Source organism: Nocardia sp. NPDC003963 (assembly GCF_053605105.1).
Genome location: NZ_JBSGIP010000070.1, coordinates 1 through 20,483, shown reverse-complemented (window position 1 = coordinate 20,483; position 20,483 = coordinate 1). Strand labels below are relative to the sequence as shown.

Here is a 20,483-nt window from a genome sequence, read left to right as displayed (position 1 = left end):
TGTTCTATTCATTTGTTCGGCGTCGCGGGGGTTGAGGCCCCCTGGTGTCCCGCCGTTCGGGCCTCGAGACTCGCGCCTTCGGCGCATGCGCTTCGAGGCCTGAACGGCGGGACGGGCCTCAACCCTTTGTGGTGTCTCGTAAAACTCGACTCAGGGGGTTGCGGGGGGCATTGACGGCCCGGTCGGCATGCGGGCTTGCTCGTGGAGGGGGGCTTGTGGGCGTTGGCGATTTCGGGGGGGTGTTCCCGACTCGGCTGGAAATCTGGGATCTCACCTCTACTGTTGACAAAATACCCTAGGGGGGTACCGTAATCGCATGGGAGCGGTGGGCTGGAGAGGGCCGCCGGAGACTCCACGGAAACGGAGCATCGAATGAATACGCCGACCAAGTTCGCGGGGTTCGCGCTCGGGCTCGTCGCGTTGTTCGGGGTGGCGCTGGGTGCCGGCGCCCTCGCCGGCACCGACGAGGGCGAACCGCGGCACCACGAAGCCGCGGCCGACGAACCTGTAGCAACCGGCGAACCCGGCGGGCTGACCAGCAGTGCCGGTGGATACACCCTGGTCCTGGCCGACCCGATCGTCACGGCCGGCCCCGAAGCGACCCTGCGGTTCCGGATCGAGGACAGCACCGGGCGACCGGTGACCCGGTACACGCCGAACCACGAGAAGGATCTGCATCTGATCCTGGTGCGCCGCGATACGGCCGGCTACCAGCATCTGCATCCGACGCTCGGCCCGGACGGCATCTGGAGCACCCCCGTCGATCTCACCCGAGCCGGCGACCAGCGGGTATTCGCCGATTTCGTCACCGCCGACGGGCAGCCGCTCACCCTCGGTACCGATCTGCGGGTCGCCGGCCGGTACACACCGCGACCGCTACCGGCCGCGAACGCCACCGCCGCGGTGGACGGCTACACCGTCGATATGAAGGGTGGTGTCACTCCGGGTAGCACCACCGACGTCACGTTCACAGTCACCCGGGACGGGCAGCCGGTGACGGATCTGCAGCCCTATCTGGGGGCGTACGGTCATCTCGTGGCGCTGCGTGCCGCCGACCTCGGCTATCTGCACGTCCATCCGGCCGGTCACCCGGGCGACGGGAACACCGCGGCCGGCCCGGGCGTAACCTTCGCGGTGACGGCGCCCGGCACGGGCGACTACCGGCTGTTCTTCGAGTTCCGTCACAACGGAGCCGTGCACAGAGCCGAGTTCACCGTGCCCGTCACGGAAATCGCCGGCGACCGGGCCGGCCAGTCCCCGACCAGCGCGCAGAACGCCCCAGAACCCACCGGAACCGGCCATGGGCACTGACCCCCGGCCAACGGAGCCAATGATGAGCACACAGACTTCGACCGAGGCCGTACAGGCCGATACCGTGACCACGCCGACCACCCGGGTCGAACTGGCGATCGGCGGGATGACCTGCGCATCCTGCGCCAATCGCATCGAGAAGAAGCTGAACCGGCTCGACGGTGTCACCGCGACGGTCAACTACGCCACCGAGAAGGCGCGGGTGCACTATCCGGACACCCTCGACCCGGACGAGCTGGTCGCCGTGGTCGAACAGGCCGGTTACACCGCGAGCCTGCCGAAGCCGCCCGCCGCGGTACCCGACGCGGCCGAAACGCCGGCACCCGCCGATCTGCTGCGCACCCGGCTGCTGGTCGCGCTGGTACTGACCGTGCCGGTGATCGCGATGGCGATGATCCCCGCGCTCCAGTTCACCAACTGGCAGTGGCTGTCGCTGACACTGGCCGCACCGGTCGTGGTGTGGGGGGCACTCCCGTTCCACCGCGCGGCCTGGACGAATCTGCGCCATGCCACCGCGACCATGGACACCCTGGTCTCGCTCGGCACCCTGGCCGCGTTCGGCTGGTCGATCTACGCACTGTTCTGGGGAACCGCGGGCACCCCGGGGATGACCCATCCCTTCGAGTTCACGATCGCCCGGATGGACGGCACCGGCAGCATCTATCTGGAAGCCGCTGCCGGAGTCACCACCTTCATCCTCGCCGGCCGCTACTTCGAGGCGCGGTCCAAGCGCCGGGCGGGCGCGGCGCTGCGGGCGCTGCTGGAACTCGGCGCCAAAGAGGTTTCGGCGCTGCGCAAGACCGGGCCCGACGAGTGGACCGAACAGCGGATACCGGTCGAGGAGCTGGCCGTCGGCGATCGGTTCGTGGTGCGGCCGGGTGAGAAGATCGCGACCGACGGGGTGATCGTCGACGGCGCGTCGGCGGTCGATGTCTCGATGCTGACCGGTGAATCCGTGCCCATGGAAGTCGGACCCGACGATACGGTCACCGGCGCGACGGTGAATGTGGGCGGCCGGATCACCGTGCGCGCCACCCGGGTGGGCTCCGATACGCAGCTCGCCCAGATGGCGAAACTGGTCGAGGACGCGCAGACCGGGAAGGCGCAGGCCCAGCGGCTGGCCGATCGGATCTCCGGGGTCTTCGTGCCGATCGTCATCGCGCTCGCGGTCGCGACCCTCGGATTCTGGCTCGGTACCGGCGGTTCGGTGGCGGCCGCCTTCACCGCCGCGGTGGCCGTACTGATCATCGCCTGCCCGTGTGCGCTGGGGCTGGCCACGCCGACCGCGTTGATGGTCGGCACCGGACGCGGGGCTCAGCTCGGCATCCTCATCAAGGGGCCGGAGGTGCTGGAATCCACCCGGCAGGTGGATACGGTCGTACTGGACAAGACCGGCACCGTGACCACCGGCCGGATGGCACTGCTCGATGTCGTGGCCGCGACGGGCGAGGACACCGGCGAGGTGCTGCGGCTGGCGGGTTCGCTGGAGGACTCCTCGGAGCATCCGATCGCCCGGGCCATCGCCGAGGGTGCCCGCGCACAGTCCCTGGGGTTGTCGCCGGTCGAGAGTTTCCGCAACAGTGCCGGTCTCGGCGTGGAAGGTGTGGTGGACGGTCACGCGGTGATCGTCGGCCGGCCGGGTCTGCTCGCCGATTACGCACTGCACCTGGACGAATCGCTGCAGGATGCGATGCGGGCGGCCGAGGGCCTGGGGCGCACCGCGGTGGCGGTCGGCTGGGACGGCCGCGCCCGCGGGGTCCTGGTGGTCGCCGACACCGTGAAACCGACCTCCGCCGAAGCGATCTCCCGGCTGCGTGACCTGGGCCTGACCCCGATCATGCTCACCGGCGACAACGCCACCGCGGCGACCGCCATCGCCGAGCAGGTCGGGATCGACGAGGTGATCGCGGAGGTGCTGCCGCAGGACAAGGTCGCGGTGATCGAACGACTGCAGCGCGAGGGCAAACGCGTCGCCATGGTCGGCGACGGTGTCAACGATGCCGCCGCACTCGCTCGCGCCGATCTGGGCCTGGCCATCGGCACCGGTACCGATATCGCGATCGAGGCCGCCGATCTCACCCTGGTCCGGGGCGATCTGACCGCCGCACCCGACGCGATCCGGCTGGCACGCCGCACTCTCGGGACGATCAAGGGCAATCTGTTCTGGGCCTTCGGATACAACGTCGCGATGATCCCGCTGGCGATGGCCGGGCTGCTCAACCCGATGCTGGCGGGTGCCGCCATGGCGTTCTCGTCGGTGTTCGTGGTCAGCAACAGTCTGCGGTTGCGGAATTTCCGGCCGACGCACTGATCGCACGACGCCACCGCGCCGGGCTCCGGGTATCCGGGGCCCGGCGCGGCCGTTCAGTCCACCTGCTCGCGTGCACCGCCGCCCGGGGCCCGTGCCGCGACGACCACCGCGGTCAGCGTCAGCACACAACCGAGTAGTTTCACCGCGGTCAGTTCCGCGCCGGTGGGCAGCACCCAGTCCAGGACGAGCGACGACGTCAGCTGGCCCGCCACCGTGCTCAGCCCCATCAGCAGGACTCCCACCCACCGCACCACCAGCACCCCGGCCGCGATGAACAGCACGCCGATCACACCGCCCAGGTACAACCACGGTTCACGCGGGAACTCGGCCGGCGGCCCGACCCGGACCATCACCAGCGTCTCCACGATCAGCAGGCCCACCAGCCCGACGGCGAAATTGATCACCGTGGCCGCGAAAGGGCTACCGGTCGCACCGATCCGGCCGTTCCACGCCTGCTGCCAGGCGAGTCCGATCCCGGCCGCGGCGGGCAGCGCCAGCAGCACCGGTCCGGGCACATCTGCCAGCCACGACGATGTCCGCAGCGACAGCGGCGCCGAGCCGCCGGATCCGGCCAGCAATACCGCGGCCACCGCCAGTACCGCACCACCGAGCCGAGCCAGCGTGATCGGAGTGCGGCCGCCCGGACCGACGCCGAGCCGGTCCACGAGCAGACTGCTCAACAACTGACCGGATACCGCCGCCACGGTGAACGCGGTGACGCCGAGCGCGGCGACGGTCAGCGATTGGCTCGCCACGAACAAGGCGCCGAAGAGCCCGCCGAGCAACTGCCATCGCCGGAGCCGGCCGGCGGCGAGGGCCGCGCGTACTTCCCGCAGGCCCGCGCGGAGCCGGGAGCTGAACAGGACCGCCACGACCAGCACCAGGAATCCACTGCCGAAACTCACCACCGCCGCCGCGATACCGTCCTGCAGGCGTACGCCCAGTTCGCCGTTGATCCGTCCCTGTACGGCGACCCCGGCTCCGATCAACAGCCCGAAACCCAGACCATAACGCCGCGAAACCATGTCCGAACCCTACCGACGCAGTTCCACGGCACCGGCCGGTGAACACCGGCGGTCGTGCCGCCGCGGGTGTTCACCTACCCGCGGCGTCCCTCTCCGATTCCGGGCGCGGCGGCAACCAGAACGGGGTCAGTCCGGCCAGCGCGACAATGGCGATGCCCAGCAGCGCGACGGTCGAGGAGAGCGACAACCACAGCGTCACCAGCGCGACGAACCCGAAGACGGCCAGCGAGAGCAATTCCTCCAGCAGCCCCACCACCGACATCACAGTGGCCCGAGCGGGTCCGCTGATGGCGTCCTGGAGCCGCGCCTCGGCCACGATCGCCGCGTTGTACACCACTCCGTAGGCGGCGGCGATCGCCGTGAACCCCAGTCCGGTGCACATATAGACCGCCCCCGGCCACCGCACCGCGAGACCGGCCACCAGCGCACCCGCCCCGAACAGGACACCGGCCACGCCCAGCGCGCGGGCCAGGATATGCGCGCGGATCGCCTCGGTACGACCGGCCAGCAGCGAACCGAGCAGCGAACCGAGCACGGTCACACCCACGAGTACGGGTACGAACGAGGTGGCCGCGCCCGCCTCACCGGCGATCAGGCCGAAGTATTCGTCGAACGCGGTGATCCCGTAGAGCAGCGCACCGAGCACCACACCGTGCCGGACCACCCGGACGCGTACGGCCTCGGCGACACCGGTTCGCAGCATTCGCAGATACCGGCGCAGCGTCCCCTGTCCGGCTCCGGCCGGCTCGTCGACCGGGACTCCCGGGGTCGCCGGGCGTGGGCTCGGCGTGATGACCGCCGGGATCAGCCCGGCGGACGGCACGGTATCCGTGTCCGCCTCCTCGAGCTCGCCCACATCCGCCGCCGAAACGGACTTCGGCGCCGCGGGCAGGCTCGCCGCCAGCGCGGTGTGCAGTACCGCGCATCCGATACTCACCCAGCCGACCAGTTCGTATCCACCCCACAGATAGAGCGGGGTCGCGGCGAGGATCGCGATCACCGCACTCGATTCGCTCGCCGACCGGGTGTAACCGATCACCCGGGCATAGGACCGGGCGGCACCGCGGGCGGCGAGTTCGTCGTAGACCAGGGCCTCGAAGGTCCCCGATCGCAGGGAACTCGCCACACCCCACAGCACGAATCCGAGCGCGAATCCCACATAGGACGGCGCCACCGTCCACACCACGAAGCCGGACGCCATCAGCAGGCCGTTCAGGATCAGCAGCCCGCGGCGGGATACGGTATCGGCCCACGCGCCCGAGGGGATCTCGAACAGGAAGGCGGTCACCGACCAGAACGCGAGCAGCAACGAGATCTGCCCCGGCCCGAAGCCGTGGTCGGCGAACAAGAGCGCGTACAGCGCGTAATAGGGAACCAGGTCTCCGGTGGCAGCGAACAGAGTCGCTCGCAGGGCGAGCGCGCGTAGTCCTGTCTCCCGGCCGGAACCCGTGGACCCGACTCAACGGTGGTAGAAGACCAATCGCATAGCGATCAGCATCCGCGACGCGCGCCGCGCGGTCAAGCGTTTTTCCGTGCGCACCGCAGGCATCCGCCCCTCGGGTCGGGTCTACCGCCCGGAGATCGGCCGGCTCACAGCGGTACCCAGCCGTTCTGGTCGGCCGGGGCGTCACCCAGCGCGCGTGTGCCGAGCGATCCGAGGCGGCCGCTGTTCATATCGCCGATCAGATCGGCCACCGGATGCGAATCGCTGTAGTGATAGCCCTGGGCCAGCGCGAAACCCAGTTCGGTCAGCACGGCGGCCTGATGCTCGGTTTCCACGCCCTCCGCGATGACCTGCAGATCCAGCGATTTGCTGAGGGCCGCGATCACACCCAGCAGCGGTGGCGCGGGCGAATCGGAGCGGATGGCGGCCACGAACGACTGGTCGACCTTGATGATATCGCTGGGCAGGGTGGCCAACCGGCTCAGCGAGGAGTACCCGGTACCGAAATCGTCGATGGCGATACGGACACCCCGGTCGCGCAGCGTATGCAGATTCGCGATGGCCGTATCCGATTCGGCGGCCAGTTCGGTCTCGGTGACCTCGAGCACGAGCTGGTCCGCGGGCCAGCCGGTGCTCTCCAGGATCCCGGCCACTTTGTCCGCGTAACCCGATTCCGCCAGCTCCAGACCGCTGACGTTCACATTCAGGGTCAGTTCGAGCGCGGCGAAGGTGTCCTGCAACTGCGCGGCATCGGCACAGGCCCGCCGCAACACCAGTTCGTCCAGATCGGCGATGAGGTCGTATTCCTCGGCGACGCGGATCAAACCCTCGGTGGTGACATCGGGCTGGGCACTGGACGACCAGCGCAGCAGGGCCTCCACGCCGACGGCCTTCTCACCACCGTCGCCCAGGCTGACGATCGGCTGGTAGTGCACATCCAGACTGCCGGTGTCGATGGCTTCGCGCAGTTCCGCGGCCAGCGGCGTGCGGTGGCCCGATTCCAGCACCGTCCGGTTGCGACCGGACTGCTTGGCCCGGTACAGACCCACATCGGCCCGGCTGACCAGCAGCGACGCCGATTCGCCCGGCTGCCACGAGGTGACACCGGCCGAGCATCCGGTACTGACCGCGGCGCGCAGTTCCTCGGTGAGCAGGATCGCGGCCTGTTCGGTCGTGTTCGGCAGCAGGGCCGCGAACACATCGCCGCCGTAGCGCGCCAAGCGCTGCTCGGGCCCCAGCAGAGCGGCCCAGGTATCGGCGACCTTCTGCAACACCGCGTCCCCGGCCCGGTGGCCGAGATGGTCGTTGACCTTCTGGAAGCGATCCAGATCGACCAGCACCAGGGCCAGCGCCTGTCCGGAACGGTCGGCCTGTTCGAGCGCGGCGTTGAGCGCACGATCGAATCCGCGGCGGTTCAGCAACCCGGTGAGGGTATCGATATCGGCCTCCGACGCCATCCGGGTGAGGATGCCCACCACCACCCCGACACCGAAGGTGATCCCCGCCGGGATGACACCGGCCCACCACGGCAATCCGGCGCGGGTCGGCAGCACCCACAGGCACAACGCCATACACAACGCGATATGGGCCGCCGCCTGGGTGAAGGCGAAGAACAGCGCGGCATCGCAGGCGACGAAGACGTAGAAGGACGCGAGAGTGATCGCCGCGACGGTGTTCGGGAACGAGTGCACGGCGATGGTCACCAGGATCGTCGCGAGCACGACGTACACGTGATGCAGCCAATGCGGCATCCGGGGGCCCCACCCGAGCAGGCTTATCCCCAGCAACAGGGCGACCGCCGCGGCCGAACCGACCAGCATTCGGTTGCCCTCGTCACCCGGGTGCAGCACCTGGGTGGGCGCCACGGCGGTCACCAACAGACCGAGCACACCGCCCATGACGTAGAAGGCCCCGGTGGTCCGGGACATGACCATGGCAGTCGCCACACCAGACGCGGCCCGTACCCGCGTTCGGGTATCGCCGCGAGACCCGCTTCCTCGCACGATGAACAGCCTAAACAACTGATCAGCTCACCGGCGACCCAACCGGGGATATCGAGTACCCCGCTTTATCGCCGGTGAATCCCATCAGCTGGTCGGGGTCAGTAGCTCGGTTCCGACAAACGGCACCAGAGCTGCGGGAACCCGTACCGATCCGTCGGCCTGCTGATGGTTTTCCAGCAGGGCGACCAGCCACCGCGTGGTCGCGAGCGTGCCGTTGAGAGTCGCGGCGATCTGTGGCTTGCCGTTCTCGTCGCGATAGCGGACCGATAGCCGCCGCGCCTGGAAGGTCGTGCAGTTCGAGGTCGAGCTGAGTTCGCGGTAGGTGCCCTGGCTCGGGACCCACGCTTCGCAGTCGAATTTCCGGGCGGCCGAACTGCCCAGATCACCCGCCGCCACATCGATGACCCGGTAGGGCACATCGAGGGCCGCGAGCATCTCCCGCTCCCAGGCCAGCAAGCGCTGATGCTCGGCTTCGGCATCCTCGGGACGCGTGTAGACGAACATTTCGACCTTGTCGAACTGGTGCACCCGGATGATGCCGCGGGTGTCCTTGCCGTAGCTGCCGGCCTCGCGCCGGAAACACGACGACCAACCCGCGTAGCGCTTGGCGCCCGCGCCGAGATCGAGGATCTCATCGGCGTGATAGCCGGCCAACGGCACCTCGGAGGTACCGACCAGGTACAGATCGTCCTCCTCCAGGTGGTACACCTCGGCCGAATGCTGCCCCAGGAAACCGGTCCCCGCCATGATCTCGGGCCGCACCAGCACCGGCGGGATCATCATCGTGAAGCCGTTGGCCACCGCCCGCTGCGCCGCCAGCTGCAGCAGGCCCAGCTGCAACAAGGCGCCGTAACCGGTGAGGAAGTAGAACCGCGAACCCGAGACCTTGGCGCCGCGTTCCATATCCATCAGCCCCAGCGCCTCACCCAGGTCCAGGTGATCGCGGGGTGTGAAATCGAACTCGGGGATCTCGCCGACGGTCTCCAGCAGAACGAAATCGTCCTCCCCGCCCGCGGGCGCACCGTCCTGGACGACATTGGAGATGGCCCGGTGCGCGTCCTGTAGTTCGGCCTCGGCGGTGTGCTGGGCGGCCTCGGCCTCCTTCACCCGGACCGACATCTCCTGTGCCTGCGCGAGGAGCGCGGGCCGGTCCTCCTTGCTCGCCTTCCCGACCTGCTTACCCATGGCCTTGTGCTCGGCACGCAGTTTATCGGCGGTCGCGATCGCGGATCGGCGCGCGGCATCGGCCGTGAGCAGCGCGTCGACGAGGGCCGGGTTCTCGCCCCGGGCTCGCTGCGAGGCGCGGACCAGCTCGGGATCATCGCGCAGGAGGCGGAGGTCGATCATGGCTGACCAGCGTAATGGTCGCGAATTCCGCGCTTCAACCGAGTATCGCCCGGGCCCGGCCCGAACCCGGCTCCGGCAACACACACGCCATACCGATCGGCCGGGTTCGTGGCACGTTCGGGTACTGCGCTGCCATGATGGACCGCGATGTCCTCCGAAACTGAGCCCACCAACCGGCGCGCCCCCCGCGGCGCCCAATCGTTGCGCTCGCGTGCCGCCCGTCCGGGCCGCGGTCGCAGGACCGATTCCGCGCGTACGCGGTCCGACGGTCCGGCATCGCCCGATACCCCGGGCCGGGGTTCGGCGGCCGGACAACGCCGCGACCGGACCCGCTCCCGGACGCCGGGCACCTCCCGCCGCCCCGGTGGTAAGCCACGGCGGATCCCGGCGCCCAGATTGCGCTGGGGGTTGCTCGCGGTGGCCGTGGGCGCGGTGGTCGCGGCGCTCGGCACCATGCTGGTGAACGGATTCGACAGCGATTCCAATCTGCAGGCGCGCAGTCCGGGCGGCGCGGTGGCCAAGGCCGACAAGGTATTCGCCTCGGTCGGTACGGGCGACTGTCTCACCTGGACCAGGCCCGACCATTCCGATCTGGTCGAACTCGATTGCGCCGACGATCATCTCTTCGAGGTCACCGACACCATCGATCTGGGCCAGTACCCCGGGTCGGAATTCGGGCCCGGCGCACCTTGGCCCGATTCCCTGCGGCTCACCGAACTGCGCGAGGAACACTGCGTACCGGCCGCCGAGCGGTACCTGAACGGAAAACTCGATCCGCGCGGCCGCTACGCCGTCGGATTGATGTACCCCAGCAACGACGGCTGGCTCAACTCCGGCGATCGGATCCTGCGGTGCGGGCTACAGGTCCCGGGGCTCAGTGGTAACCCGGTCGCCATCACGGGCCGGGTGGCCGACGGAGATCAGTCCAAGATCTACGAACCGGGGGTATGCCTCGGTATCAGCCAGAATCTGCCGACCGATCCGATCGATTGCGGCCAGGAACACGCCGTCGAGATCGCGGCCACCGTGGATCTTTCGCAGCACTTCCCCGGCGGCCCACCGGCCAAGGACGACCAGGACCGGTTCCTGGAAGAGGAATGCGGACGGCTCACCAACGATTACCTCGGCGGCCCACATGTGCTGCGGGACAAAACCCTCACGGTGTTCTTCGATTTCATCGATGTGCGCAGCTGGCTGGCCGGTAGCCGCAAACTCGACTGCATGGTCGGGAAGGGTGCCGACCAGGAAGGTTTCGCACCGATCGTGGGCCCGGCCCGGGGCCGGCTGCTCATCAACGGCCAGGAACCGGTACCGCCGCCGAACTCCGGCCGCTCCACCCCCAAACCGCTGCCCGGTGCCGCGCCGCTGCCCCCGCAGCCGGAACCGCGCCCCGCGCCCCGGTGATCGGAGCACACCGATACCAGTTCATATGTCCGAGGCTCGATTCGAGGAGCTGGTCGGTGACGCACTGGACCAGATCCCGGCCGAGCTGACCCGCGCCATCGACAATGTGGTGATCCTGATCGAACCGCGTAATCCGGACGAACCGCATCTGCTGGGGCTCTACCACGGAATCGCGTTGACCGAACGGGACAGCCATTACGGCGGTTCCCTCCCCGACACCATCACCGTCTACCGCGACACCCTGTTGGAGGTGTGCGCCGACGAGTCCGAGGTGGTCGAAGAAGTGCGGATCACCGTGATCCACGAAATCGCACACTATTTCGGGATTGACGAAGAGCGTCTCCATCAGCTGGGATGGGGTTAAGCTCAGTCTGGTCCACGCAACAAGCCGGCAGGGGATGCAAGGGCGGGGGCTGGGCCGACCGGAAAGAAGTTCCGGATTCGATGGAACCGCTAGCGGGGGTATCGCGTCCGATCTCGTAGGGGGAATTCTCGTGGTTCCGCCCAAGAGCCGCCACAAGAAGGAGTCGAGGACATGATTGGCAATGTCGACGTCACACCGGAGCTCATCCTCGCCGCCGCGGTGGAGCTGGATCTGCTTGCCGACAGGCTGTCGGGGGTCGCCGCGGCCACCGTACCCGCCACGTATGTCGCGCCCTCCGGCGCCGACGAGGCGTCGATACACGGTGCGATGCATATGAACAAGGCCGCCGCCACCCATCAGACCTCGCTCGCCCAGGCCGTCCTCGAACTGCACCACACCGCCGCGATCCTGCGCACCCAGCTGGCCCAGTACCTGGTCCAGGACGCGGCCTCGGCGGGAGTCCTGGCGCTCACCGGCGCGCCGTTCGGTTCGATCGCCGTCTGATGGATGCTGCCGGGCGGTCACCACGCAACCGCACCGAGGCGCAGTGCACGGTGACCACGCAGACGCGGCGAGACCACAGATTCACCATCGATAGTTCACAAGGGGAGTAAGAAGCATGACCGCAGGTATCACCGGGGTGTTCTGGCTGCCCAGACTCGCCGAGGGGAATTCGATCGCGCTCAACGCGGGTTCGCACGCCATTCCGATGAGCGCGGCCGCCGGCGCCTGGGGTGGGCTCACCGGCGCATGGGTCGACGCCACGGCCACCGTCGTCCGGGTGATGGCCGAGCTCGGCGTCGGTATGCAGAGCATCAACGGTATCGGGGCCCTGGCACGGCTCGTCGGGTTCACCGGCTGGGCCGAACAGCAGGGCACCATGGCCGCGACCCTCGGCACCAAGGCCGGCTCGCAGGCCACCGCCTACACGGTCGCCTCGATCGCCATGCCGAGCCTGCCCGAGATCATCGCGGTGAACACCGCTCGCGCGGCGGCGCATTCCACCGGCGGTGTCCTGAACGGCAGCTCCGAGATCGCGGAAGCGGCCAAGGCCGCGCTGGATCTGCGGGCCGCGCTCACCATGGAGACCTACGAGGCGGCCATCACCGCCACCGTGCTCACGCCCGGCGAGTTCTTCACACCGCCGCCGATCGCCAACGGCGCCGGCCGGGTCGACCCCTCCTCCGCCGAGGATGCCATGAAGGAAGCCAACGGCGATCCGGTGAAGATGCTGGCCGCGGCCGGGAGCGCGCTGGCGCAGAACCCCGGATTGGCCAGCGCGGCAACGCAGGCGGCGAATGTCGCCGGTTCGGTGGCGAGCACCGGCGTCACCACCGTCGGAAATCTCGGGGCAAACGCCCTTGCCGCGGCCACCAGCTCCGCGGCCCCGTCCTCGGCCGCCATGGCGCCGATGGCGCCCTCGCTGGTCACCGGGGCCGTCGCGGCCACCACCGCGGCCACCACCCGCACGGGCGGTATGCCCAGCGGTTCGACGCTCGGCCTGAACAACGGCGGACTGAAGGTTCCCGAGGGCTGGGGAGCCCCGTCCGCGAACGCCGCCGCCCCGGCGACCGAGAGCATGGCGGTCACCCGCGGTGAACCCGGTCCGGTTCGCCCGGCGGGTCCCGGCTCGTCCTCCAGCCCGCTGCTGGGCAACTCGCGCGGCGGTGCCGGCGAGGACGATCAGGAACACGACGGCGCCGAGTATCTGCGCGGTGACCATTTCGCCGACGGTCGCTTCATCGCCGACGGTGTGATCGGCGGCGAACCGCCACGAGCGGGCAAGTGACAGTGCTGGGTGCAGGGCGCGGACCGTCGACACTGGCGGCGGTCACGCTGTCCCTCGACGAAATGCAGTACCTCCTGGAGGCACTGGAAATCGACGAGGTACCGGTCGTACTCGACGCGCGTGGTCGCTACGACAACCAGGTCGACCACGACGCCGCGATGGATGCCGCGGCGCAATCACTCACCGACCGGGATCTGCTGGAGGGCGAGCGAATCCATCCGGAGCTGGAGGATCGCCTACGCGGCCTGTACCGGCCGCACTGGGTGGTGGCACTGCGACTGTTCGTCGCGGGACAGGCGAGCCGGATGTGCCTGGCGAAGGGTGACGATCTCGTCACGGTCGCCCTTCGCGGTCCGGAGTCCTATGTGATCGACGAGGCCGGCGAGGATCTGCCCGGTCCCGTCATCATGGCGCTCGGGGCGGCCGGGGCGCTGGAACTCACCGGTATGAACGCGCCCACCGAACAGTTGGTCCCGATCTTCGACGACGCGGCCGATCCGGCGGCCACCGCGGCTCGGCTGGCCGAGGTCGGCAATCCACCGCGGGACGCACAGGCCATCGCCTCGGCGATGGCGCACTGTGAGTCGCACGCGGAGATCGTCGGCGTGGTGTACGGCGATGCGAGCCGCGATATCGCGGACAACCATATCGCCGTATTCGATACCCGGTCGGGCCGATTCATCGCGACGGCCAGCGTGGCCGACGACGGCACCAAATGGACCTCGTTCAGCAGTGGTACCGACGCCCGGCTCCGGATCGCGCTGCAGGATCTGATCCAGTCGCTACCCGAGCGTGCCGCCTTCCCCCGGAACCCGAAACTCGCCTGACGGACCCTCAGCCCATCGGATCGTCGGCGCCGGCTTCGGCCTGCACACCGAACGGCGGGGTGAAGTGGCCCCAGCGCACACATTCCCAGCCGCCGCCCGGCAGTGGAACGAGTTCGATCGTTTCGGTGTTGTCCAGGTGATTGTTGGTGCTGAACGGCGGTGCCACCCCGGCCAGGTACCGCCCCACCAACCGCATGGCGGCACCGTGGGTGACCACGAGGACATCCCCGCCCTCGCCGCCGTCGAGGAATTCCGCCCGAAGTTCGGTGACGGCGGGGACGAACCGGTCCAGGACATCCTGTCCGGATTCACCGCCGTCGATACGCGCGTCCAACCGGCCCTCGTGCCATAAGCGGTAGACCGACTGGAACCGGTCGTGCGCCTCCTTGGTGTTCAACCCGTCCAGATCACCGAGCTGGACCTCGTGGACATGGTCGCGCGCGACCGCGATCACCCCGGTGGCCGCTTCGATATACCCGGCCGTCTGCCGTGCCCGCAGCGCCTGCGAGTGCAGCAGTGCCCGCGGCGGGGTGACCAGACCGGACCCGAACGCCTTGGCCTGCGCCACGCCGCGCTCGGTCAACGGAAGACCGGGGAGTTTGGTATCCAGCATCTTCGCGACATTGCCCTCGGTTTCGCCGTGCCGCACCAAAATCAACTTCGCACTCACAGCGCCTCCCTCGATCCCGATAGATGCGACCCGCGGCATCCACAGCGAAGCCGAAGATCCCCCATAACAGCAGTTTCCTCCGATCCCATGACATCCGGCCCGCGAAACCCACACCGAAGCCGGTCGACCGCAGCACGGTATCTTCCGCGAACCTGGTTTATCCGGCCCGCCGAAACCGCGGCGGAGGCGAAGGTACCGCAGTATCGCATCACGGCACCTCCCTCGAAACCATCACATGCGGCCCGCGGCGGCCGCAGCGAAGGCGGAGGTATCGCAGCATCACAGGTCGGCCACCCCTTTGCGCAGGTGCGTCAACCAGAGAGCGGCATCCTCGTCCGATGGCGGCGGGGTGCCGGTCGCCGACGTAGCCGGCCAGGATCCGAGGAACCGGATCCGTGCGGTGCGGTGCAGCGCCTTGAGCGCCTCGGCCACCGCGGCGTCTTCGATATGGCCGACACAGTCCAGGTAGAAGCGATAGGTGCCCATCCCCGTACGGGTCGGGCGGGATTCGATCCGGGTCAGATCGATTCCGCGGGTCGCGAATTCGGCGAAGGCGCGCATCAGCGATCCCGGCATGTTCGGCAGTTCCTCGAGCACGATCGAGGTCCGGTCGGCGCCGGTCGGAGCGGGCGCTACCCGCGGGGCAGTGACCAGTACGAACCGGGTGATCGCCTGGTCGTGATCGGCGACTCCGGTGGCGAGCCCGACCAATCCGAGCCGGTCCCCGGCGAGCGTGGTGGAAACCCCGGCATCGGCGAGCCCGGCCGCTACGTCCTCGGCAGCGGCGGCATTGGAGCTCGAGGTGTGCAGCGTGACCTCGCCCCATCGGCTCTGCACCCACTGCCGGACCTGCGCGAGGGCGACCGGGTAGGCCGCCAGCGTGCGCACTGCGTCGATGGTGGTACCCGGCCGCGCGACGATGGTGAAGGTCACCTCTAGTTCGACCTCGGCGATGATCTGCAGGCGGGGTCCGATCGCCAGCGAATCCAGGGTCGATGAGATCGAGCCCTCCACCGAACTCTCGATCGGCACCACCGCCGCGGCTACCTCGCCCGCCCGGACCAGTTCCAGGGCGGCGGATTGGCTGGGCGCGGCGATCCGCTCGACCGGCCCGTCGAAGGACCCCGAGTTCTCGAATTCGGCGAGGGCCATCTCGGTGAAGGTTCCGGACGGTCCGAAATACGCGATACGCGGCACGTCTACGAGACTACTGGTGCGCACGGTGGGCCCGCTGGTCACCGGATCCGGGCGATCGGGGACAACCGCTCGGCCGCGGGTCCGGATGCGTATTCGGTGCGCGGCAGTCACCACCGCACGACCGGCCCGATCGCCGATCAGCCGAGGGCGGTGCGCAGTGCCTTCTCCAGTTCCGCGGGTTCGTCGCTCTCGATTCCGAGCAGCATCTCGCGCACCGCTTCGATCGCTCCGCTGGAGAGCCCCGTCAAGAAGCCGGTATCGGGGCAGCGCAGCGCGGCACGGATATCCTCCCCGCACAGCGCCGCGGCCGTGGCGGCGACGATCGCGAGCGCGTCGGCGCCGGTAGCGCTGCGCGCGGCGAAACCGTCCGGGCCGTGTGCGACCTCGGCCAGCAGATCGGCGATCTGTTCGTCCGGAAGATCGGACTCGACCACACGTGCCCCGGCGAAGGTTCCGGCCGGCACCACCAAACCATCGATGAGCCCGCGTTCGATCGCGCGCTTCGGAACAGTCAGTTCGACAAGTACCGGCTGAGATTCACCCGCTCCCACACCACGATCGTATGCGCAGCACGGTGCCGTTCCGCCGCCGCGGCGGCGCGCCGGACGCGGGTGCCGGACCGGTGAGCGATGCCGTCGTACCGATGCTCTTGCGCCGCACCCGACTTTAACTTAGCTTAGGTTAACCTAAATTATTGTTTGTGAAGTCGGGCACGCCCCGCAATGGAGGTACCGATGGCGCCGACCGCCCCCGCCCCGTCCACCGCCGAACGAGTCCGCAGCTCCTGCGCACACGCCGAGCAGGCAGTACTGGCTCTGCCGGGCGCCGATCCGACCCCGGTATCGGTGCACTTCCTGCGTCAGTGCGGGGATGTGGTGATCGCGGTACCGAACGACAGTTCGGCGGTGTACGCGGCAGGCACGGCGATCGCGGGCGCACCGGCCGTACTCGAACTCACCGATCACGCCCCGCTACCCCTCCGGGAACCGGTCCGGGCCCTGGTCTGGTTACGCGGCTGGATCCGCGGTGTACCGGCCCGCGCCCAGCGCACCCTGGTCAACGCCGTCGCCGAGGAGCACCCGCACCCCGGCCTCCTCGATATCGGCCACACCACGACCCTGCTGCGCCTGGTGCTGAATTCCGCTGTAGTGGCCGACTCCTCCGGAGCCGAATCGGTCTGCGTCGACGATCTGCGCCTGGCCACCCCCGACCCGTTCTGCGATATGGAATCGGCCTGGTTACAGCACCTCGACGCCGACCACGCCGATGTGGTCGCCCAGCTCGCCCGCCATCTCCCGGCGAAATTGCGCCACGGCCGCATCCACCCGCTGGCGATCGACCGATACGGCCTCACCCTGCGGATCGAGGGCATCGACGGCGATCACGACTTCCGGCTCCCCTTCGCGACCCCGGCCGAAGACGTCGAAGCCCTGGGCCGCGCCGTCCGCACCCTGGCAGGCTGCCCCTTCCTCAACGGCCTACGCCGCGGCTGAACCGTCCACGGGACCGACGCCTCGGACGGCCCCGAACCAGGCACGGTCCCATCCACCACATCCGCAGGTGGGGCCCGCCCCGGTTCTGGAGCGCCCGAGTGAAGAACCGGGGTTGACAGGGCCCCCACCCACGCGGCGCCGGAGACGCCGCCATGAACACTGCCCCACCCCGCCCCGCCGAAGGCCGGGCAATATACAGAGCATGCGTGAGAGCAACCCGGTCGACGACCGGATCCGGGAACAGCGGGGTATCCGGCTCGAAATCCTCGTCGTTCTCGGGGTGACTTTCGGCCTGAGCGGAATGAACGCCGCCCTGTCATTGCTGGATAGCGCGCTGGCGCCCGGTGGAGTCGGGGAGCGGACCGTGGCGCTCAATTCCTCGCGCGCCACCCAGTCGTTGATCGATCTGCTCTTCCAGCTGCTCGGCGTAGTGCGGCTCGCGGCTTGGGCCGGACTGGCCCTCTACCTGCTGTGGCGTAGCGGTATCGGACCGCGCGCCATCGGTCTGGCCCGCGCTCGTTTCCGGGCCGATTGGTTGCCCGGTCTGGCGCTCGCCGCGGTTATCGGGCTGCCGGGGCTCGGGTTGTATCTCATCGCACAGGCACTCGGCGTGAATGTGACAATCGTGCCGGACGCGCTGAGCGATCACTGGTGGCGCATTCCCGCCCTCGTGCTCTCGGCCTGTGCGAATTCGGCCGCCGAGGAGATCGTGGTGGTGGCGTTTCTACTGACTCGGCTGCGGGCGCTGGGCTGGTCCGATAATTCCGCGCTGGCAGCGTCGGCGCTGCTGCGCGGGAGCTACCACCTGTACCAGGGGCTGGGCGGTGGGCTCGGCAATGTGGTGATGGGGGTGGTCTTCGGCCGGTACTGGCAGCGCACCGGGCGGCTGTGGCCGCTGATCATCGCGCACGCTGTGATCGATATCGTCGCCTATCTCGGATATGGGCTGTTGCACGGCCGGGTGTCCTGGCTGCCCTGACGGGGTAAGCCGCCTATACCGGTGCAGTGTGCTCACCTGCTGTCGAGCGAACGCGAACCGGTGATAACAGAACGGGCCCCGATCGATAAGTAGAGTCTGATGATGATGAACGGCGACGACCCACGTATGCGCCGGGTGCCGCCGCCGAGCGGGGGGCCCGGTCGATCCGGTGCGCGCCGTCCACCGCCGCCGCAGGGTGGTCGCCCGCCGGCCGAACCTCCGCAGGTCATGCGCCGTAATCCCGGTCCGGGCCAGCCCGGCCGGCCCACCGAACGTTACGAACCGCCGCGGGCCTGGTCACAGTCGCCGCAGGCACACAACGCACCCCCGGTCCGGCCGCCCGCACCGGGCCGCGGCAAACAACCCCCGCCGACGCATGCGCCCCGGCAGCGGCCGGTGCCGTATCGCGAGGGCGAATACGCACCCACGCAGCGACCGGTGCCCTTCGACGACGGCCGGCGCAGGCCACCGCCGACCGGGAACCCGCCGGGCCGCAGGGCGGCGGCTCCTCCGCCCCGGCGGCCCCGCCGGAAACGTCATATCGGCCGCTGGTTCCTGGCGATCCTGCTGGCTCTGGTGATCCTGCTGGTCTACGCGGTCGTGAAACTCGACGGTTCACTCACCCGGATCGATGCGCTGTCCGACTACGAGGACAGGGTCGGGAACACCGCCGGCACCAACTGGCTGTTGGTCGGATCGGACAGCCGGGCCGGACTCTCCGACGAGCAGACCAGCGGCCTGGCCACCGGTGGCGAGGTGGGCGATCCGCGCACCGACACCATCATCCTGGTCCATATCCCGCCGTCGGGGCGTACCACTCTGGTGAGCCTGCCGCGTGACTCCTATGTCTCGATCCCCGGCTACGGCCAGGACAAGTTGAACGCTGCCTTCGCCTTCGGCGGCGCCCCACTGCTGACGCAGACGGTGGAAATCGCCACCGGGCTGCGGATAGACCACTACGGCGAAATCGGTTTCGCCGGATTCGCGAGCGTCGTGGACGCGCTCGGCGGAATCGACGTATGCCTACCGCAGGCCATCGACGATCCCCTGGCCGGAATCAATCTCCCGGCCGGCTGCCAGGAACTGAACGGCCCCCAGGCCTTGGGCTTCGTACGCAGCCGCGCCACCGCCCTCGCCGATATCGACCGGATGAACAACCAGCGCCTGTTCCTCTCGGCGCTGCTGGAGAAGGCGACCAGTCCCGCCACGCTGGCCAACCCGTTCGCCCTGTGGCCCATGCTCAGCGATACCACCGGATCCCTGACCGTGGACAAGGGCGACCACATCTGGGACCTCGCCCGTCTCGCCTGGGCACTGCGCGGTGACACCCTCGCCACCACGGTCCCCGTCGGCGGCTTCACCGATACCGACAGCGGCAATGTGCTGCTGTGGGCCGACCCCGATGCCAGCCGCTTCTTCGAGGCTCTGGCCAACGGTGAGCCCATCCCGGCCGATCTCGCCGGAGAGTGAGCGGTCCGGCGCCCGGGACGAGAACAGGCGCCGGACCGAAAGCCGGTGAGTCCCGGGCCCGGACCAGCGAGCCGAAACCGCGGAAACGACAGGCGGTAGAGCCCGCGGCCGGACACGTGACCGGGCGCAGCCGTCCGAGATCGACGCGATAATCGGCCCGACCGAGCAGGTGGGCGGTGGAATCGATGTGCCTTCCGCCTGCCCCGACTCCATCTCGCCGGCCGCGACCCGCCCCGGTTCCGACCGGGAAGCTCAGCAACCACACCCCCGCAAACATCCACACAGAACCATCGGGCTCGCAATGCTGATGCCGACCGAGGTAGTCGAAGCCGCGCGCACTCACGTCTTCCGCCCCGTTCCTCGGCCCACCCCCCGGCTGAGCAGGGGCCGTCTCGCTCTCAGGCGATGAAGCCGAGAAGCTCAGCAACCACACGCGCACAGACAGCCCTGGAAAGCATCGAGTTCTCACAGCCGGATACCGACCCCGGTTTTCGGGCCCCGCGCCATCTCACACCTTCGGCCCCTCAGCTACCCACCGCCGGTGAGCAGGGCCCGCCCGGTACCGATGCGACGAACCCGAGAAACTCAGCGACCGACCAGCCCCCTGATAAAGCATCGAGCTCCTGAAGCCCCGCATGCCGACCCAGGCAGCCGAAGCACGGCCCACGCACTCTCTACACAACTCACGCACTCTCTACCCACTCCGGATGGTCAGCCTTTGTGGGTGGGGCCCGCCCCGGTTCTGGAGCGACAGTCTGGCCGGGCCTGTACCTCGACGATTTCGCCGCCTTCGCCTACGAACCGCTCGGCGGACGTGGCGAGGCGTACCTGGCCGGTATGGCATTCGCG

Annotated in this window: 17 protein-coding genes; 10 read left to right on the top strand and 7 right to left on the bottom strand. The window is 68.9% G+C overall.

All coding sequences use genetic code 11. The annotated features are described in order from the left end of the window. Positions 1 to 372 precede the first annotated feature (372 nt). Both ACWEWT_RS36835 and ACWEWT_RS36830 read left to right on the top strand, forming a co-directional pair. On the top strand, positions 373 to 1,311 hold the full coding sequence (locus ACWEWT_RS36835; protein ID WP_452565531.1) for a hypothetical protein: 939 nt from the start codon (positions 373 to 375) through the stop codon (positions 1,309 to 1,311). Positions 1,312 to 1,333: 22 nt separating this feature from the next. Continuing rightward, positions 1,334 to 3,622 carry a heavy metal translocating P-type ATPase gene (locus tag ACWEWT_RS36830; protein WP_452565530.1) on the top strand — a complete coding sequence of 763 codons (2,289 nt, stop codon included), beginning with the start codon at positions 1,334 to 1,336 and terminating at the stop codon, positions 3,620 to 3,622. 53 nt (positions 3,623 to 3,675) lie between these two features. Here the strand turns inward: ACWEWT_RS36830 and ACWEWT_RS36825 are convergent, their stop codons facing one another. The 4 genes from ACWEWT_RS36825 to serS form a co-directional block, all read right to left on the bottom strand. Then, positions 3,676 to 4,647 (bottom strand): DMT family transporter, encoded by a 972-nt coding sequence (locus ACWEWT_RS36825; RefSeq protein ID WP_452565529.1) that lies wholly within the window; start codon positions 4,645 to 4,647, stop codon positions 3,676 to 3,678. 70 nt (positions 4,648 to 4,717) lie between these two features. Further along, positions 4,718 to 6,046, bottom strand: a complete 1,329-nt coding sequence (locus ACWEWT_RS36820) for an MFS transporter (protein WP_452565533.1) — start codon at positions 6,044 to 6,046, stop codon at positions 4,718 to 4,720. 191 nt (positions 6,047 to 6,237) lie between these two features. Next, positions 6,238 to 8,025, bottom strand: coding sequence for a putative bifunctional diguanylate cyclase/phosphodiesterase (locus ACWEWT_RS36815; protein WP_452565528.1), 1,788 nt, complete (start codon positions 8,023 to 8,025; stop codon positions 6,238 to 6,240). Between the two features lie 153 nt (positions 8,026 to 8,178). After that, positions 8,179 to 9,441, bottom strand: coding sequence for a serine--tRNA ligase (gene serS / locus ACWEWT_RS36810; protein ID WP_452565527.1), 1,263 nt, complete (start codon positions 9,439 to 9,441; stop codon positions 8,179 to 8,181). A gap of 147 nt (positions 9,442 to 9,588) precedes the next feature. Here serS and ACWEWT_RS36805 point away from each other — a divergent pair, with 147 nt between their 5' ends. From ACWEWT_RS36805 to ACWEWT_RS36785, 5 genes are all read left to right on the top strand, one after another. Next, positions 9,589 to 10,845 carry a septum formation family protein gene (locus ACWEWT_RS36805; protein ID WP_452565526.1) on the top strand — a complete coding sequence of 419 codons (1,257 nt, stop codon included), beginning with the start codon at positions 9,589 to 9,591 and terminating at the stop codon, positions 10,843 to 10,845. Positions 10,846 to 10,870: 25 nt separating this feature from the next. Continuing rightward, positions 10,871 to 11,209: a metallopeptidase family protein gene (locus tag ACWEWT_RS36800; protein WP_452565525.1), complete on the top strand. Its 339-nt coding sequence runs from the start codon at positions 10,871 to 10,873 to the stop codon at positions 11,207 to 11,209. Positions 11,210 to 11,380: 171 nt separating this feature from the next. Next, positions 11,381 to 11,713, top strand: a complete 333-nt coding sequence (locus ACWEWT_RS36795; protein WP_452565524.1) for a PE family protein — start codon at positions 11,381 to 11,383, stop codon at positions 11,711 to 11,713. 115 nt (positions 11,714 to 11,828) lie between these two features. Continuing rightward, positions 11,829 to 12,998: a PPE domain-containing protein gene (locus ACWEWT_RS36790; RefSeq protein ID WP_452565523.1), complete on the top strand. Its 1,170-nt coding sequence runs from the start codon at positions 11,829 to 11,831 to the stop codon at positions 12,996 to 12,998. Beyond that, complete coding sequence (locus ACWEWT_RS36785) at positions 12,995 to 13,825, top strand: ESX secretion-associated protein EspG (protein ID WP_452565522.1); 831 nt, start codon at positions 12,995 to 12,997, stop codon at positions 13,823 to 13,825. Before ACWEWT_RS36790 ends, ACWEWT_RS36785 begins: the two co-directional genes overlap by 4 nt. A 7-nt stretch (positions 13,826 to 13,832) precedes the next feature. Here ACWEWT_RS36785 and ACWEWT_RS36780 read toward each other — a convergent pair whose 3' ends face one another. The 3 genes from ACWEWT_RS36780 to ACWEWT_RS36770 all read right to left on the bottom strand — a co-directional run bounded on the left by ACWEWT_RS36780 (position 13,833) and on the right by ACWEWT_RS36770 (position 16,243). Continuing rightward, positions 13,833 to 14,495: a histidine phosphatase family protein gene (locus tag ACWEWT_RS36780; RefSeq protein WP_452565521.1), complete on the bottom strand. Its 663-nt coding sequence runs from the start codon at positions 14,493 to 14,495 to the stop codon at positions 13,833 to 13,835. 279 nt (positions 14,496 to 14,774) lie between these two features. Beyond that, positions 14,775 to 15,692, bottom strand: a complete 918-nt coding sequence (gene pheA, locus ACWEWT_RS36775; RefSeq protein WP_452565520.1) for a prephenate dehydratase — start codon at positions 15,690 to 15,692, stop codon at positions 14,775 to 14,777. A 137-nt stretch (positions 15,693 to 15,829) separates the two neighbouring features. Further along, entirely contained in the window at positions 15,830 to 16,243 is a 414-nt protein-coding gene (locus tag ACWEWT_RS36770) for a hypothetical protein (protein ID WP_452565519.1), read from the bottom strand. A gap of 183 nt (positions 16,244 to 16,426) precedes the next feature. Here ACWEWT_RS36770 and ACWEWT_RS36765 point away from each other — a divergent pair, with 183 nt between their 5' ends. The 3 genes from ACWEWT_RS36765 (at position 16,427) to ACWEWT_RS36755 (ending at position 19,634) form a co-directional block, all read left to right on the top strand. Next, positions 16,427 to 17,185, top strand: coding sequence for a DUF2470 domain-containing protein (locus ACWEWT_RS36765; protein ID WP_452565518.1), 759 nt, complete (start codon positions 16,427 to 16,429; stop codon positions 17,183 to 17,185). A 202-nt stretch (positions 17,186 to 17,387) separates the two neighbouring features. After that, positions 17,388 to 18,164, top strand: coding sequence for a CPBP family intramembrane glutamic endopeptidase (locus tag ACWEWT_RS36760; RefSeq protein WP_452565517.1), 777 nt, complete (start codon positions 17,388 to 17,390; stop codon positions 18,162 to 18,164). Between the two features lie 105 nt (positions 18,165 to 18,269). Next, positions 18,270 to 19,634 (top strand): LCP family glycopolymer transferase, encoded by a 1,365-nt coding sequence (locus tag ACWEWT_RS36755; protein WP_452565532.1) that lies wholly within the window; start codon positions 18,270 to 18,272, stop codon positions 19,632 to 19,634. Positions 19,635 to 20,483: the final 849 nt, after the last annotated feature.

Excerpts from the sequence above, each read along its gene's own strand:
- ACWEWT_RS36835 (WP_452565531.1), top strand. The coding sequence starts at position 373 with ATGAATACGCCGACCAAGTTCGCGGGGTTCGCGCTCGGGCTCGTCGCG.
- ACWEWT_RS36830 (WP_452565530.1), top strand. The coding sequence starts at position 1,334 with ATGAGCACACAGACTTCGACCGAGGCCGTACAGGCCGATACCGTGACC.
- ACWEWT_RS36825 (WP_452565529.1), bottom strand. The coding sequence starts at position 4,647 with ATGGTTTCGCGGCGTTATGGTCTGGGTTTCGGGCTGTTGATCGGAGCC.
- ACWEWT_RS36815 (WP_452565528.1), bottom strand. The coding sequence starts at position 8,025 with ATGGTCATGTCCCGGACCACCGGGGCCTTCTACGTCATGGGCGGTGTG.
- serS (WP_452565527.1), bottom strand. The coding sequence starts at position 9,441 with ATGATCGACCTCCGCCTCCTGCGCGATGATCCCGAGCTGGTCCGCGCC.
- ACWEWT_RS36805 (WP_452565526.1), top strand. The coding sequence starts at position 9,589 with ATGTCCTCCGAAACTGAGCCCACCAACCGGCGCGCCCCCCGCGGCGCC.
- ACWEWT_RS36800 (WP_452565525.1), top strand. The coding sequence starts at position 10,871 with ATGTCCGAGGCTCGATTCGAGGAGCTGGTCGGTGACGCACTGGACCAG.
- ACWEWT_RS36795 (WP_452565524.1), top strand. The coding sequence starts at position 11,381 with ATGATTGGCAATGTCGACGTCACACCGGAGCTCATCCTCGCCGCCGCG.
- ACWEWT_RS36790 (WP_452565523.1), top strand. The coding sequence starts at position 11,829 with ATGACCGCAGGTATCACCGGGGTGTTCTGGCTGCCCAGACTCGCCGAG.
- ACWEWT_RS36765 (WP_452565518.1), top strand. The coding sequence starts at position 16,427 with ATGGCGCCGACCGCCCCCGCCCCGTCCACCGCCGAACGAGTCCGCAGC.
- ACWEWT_RS36760 (WP_452565517.1), top strand. The coding sequence starts at position 17,388 with ATGCGTGAGAGCAACCCGGTCGACGACCGGATCCGGGAACAGCGGGGT.
- ACWEWT_RS36755 (WP_452565532.1), top strand. The coding sequence starts at position 18,270 with ATGAACGGCGACGACCCACGTATGCGCCGGGTGCCGCCGCCGAGCGGG.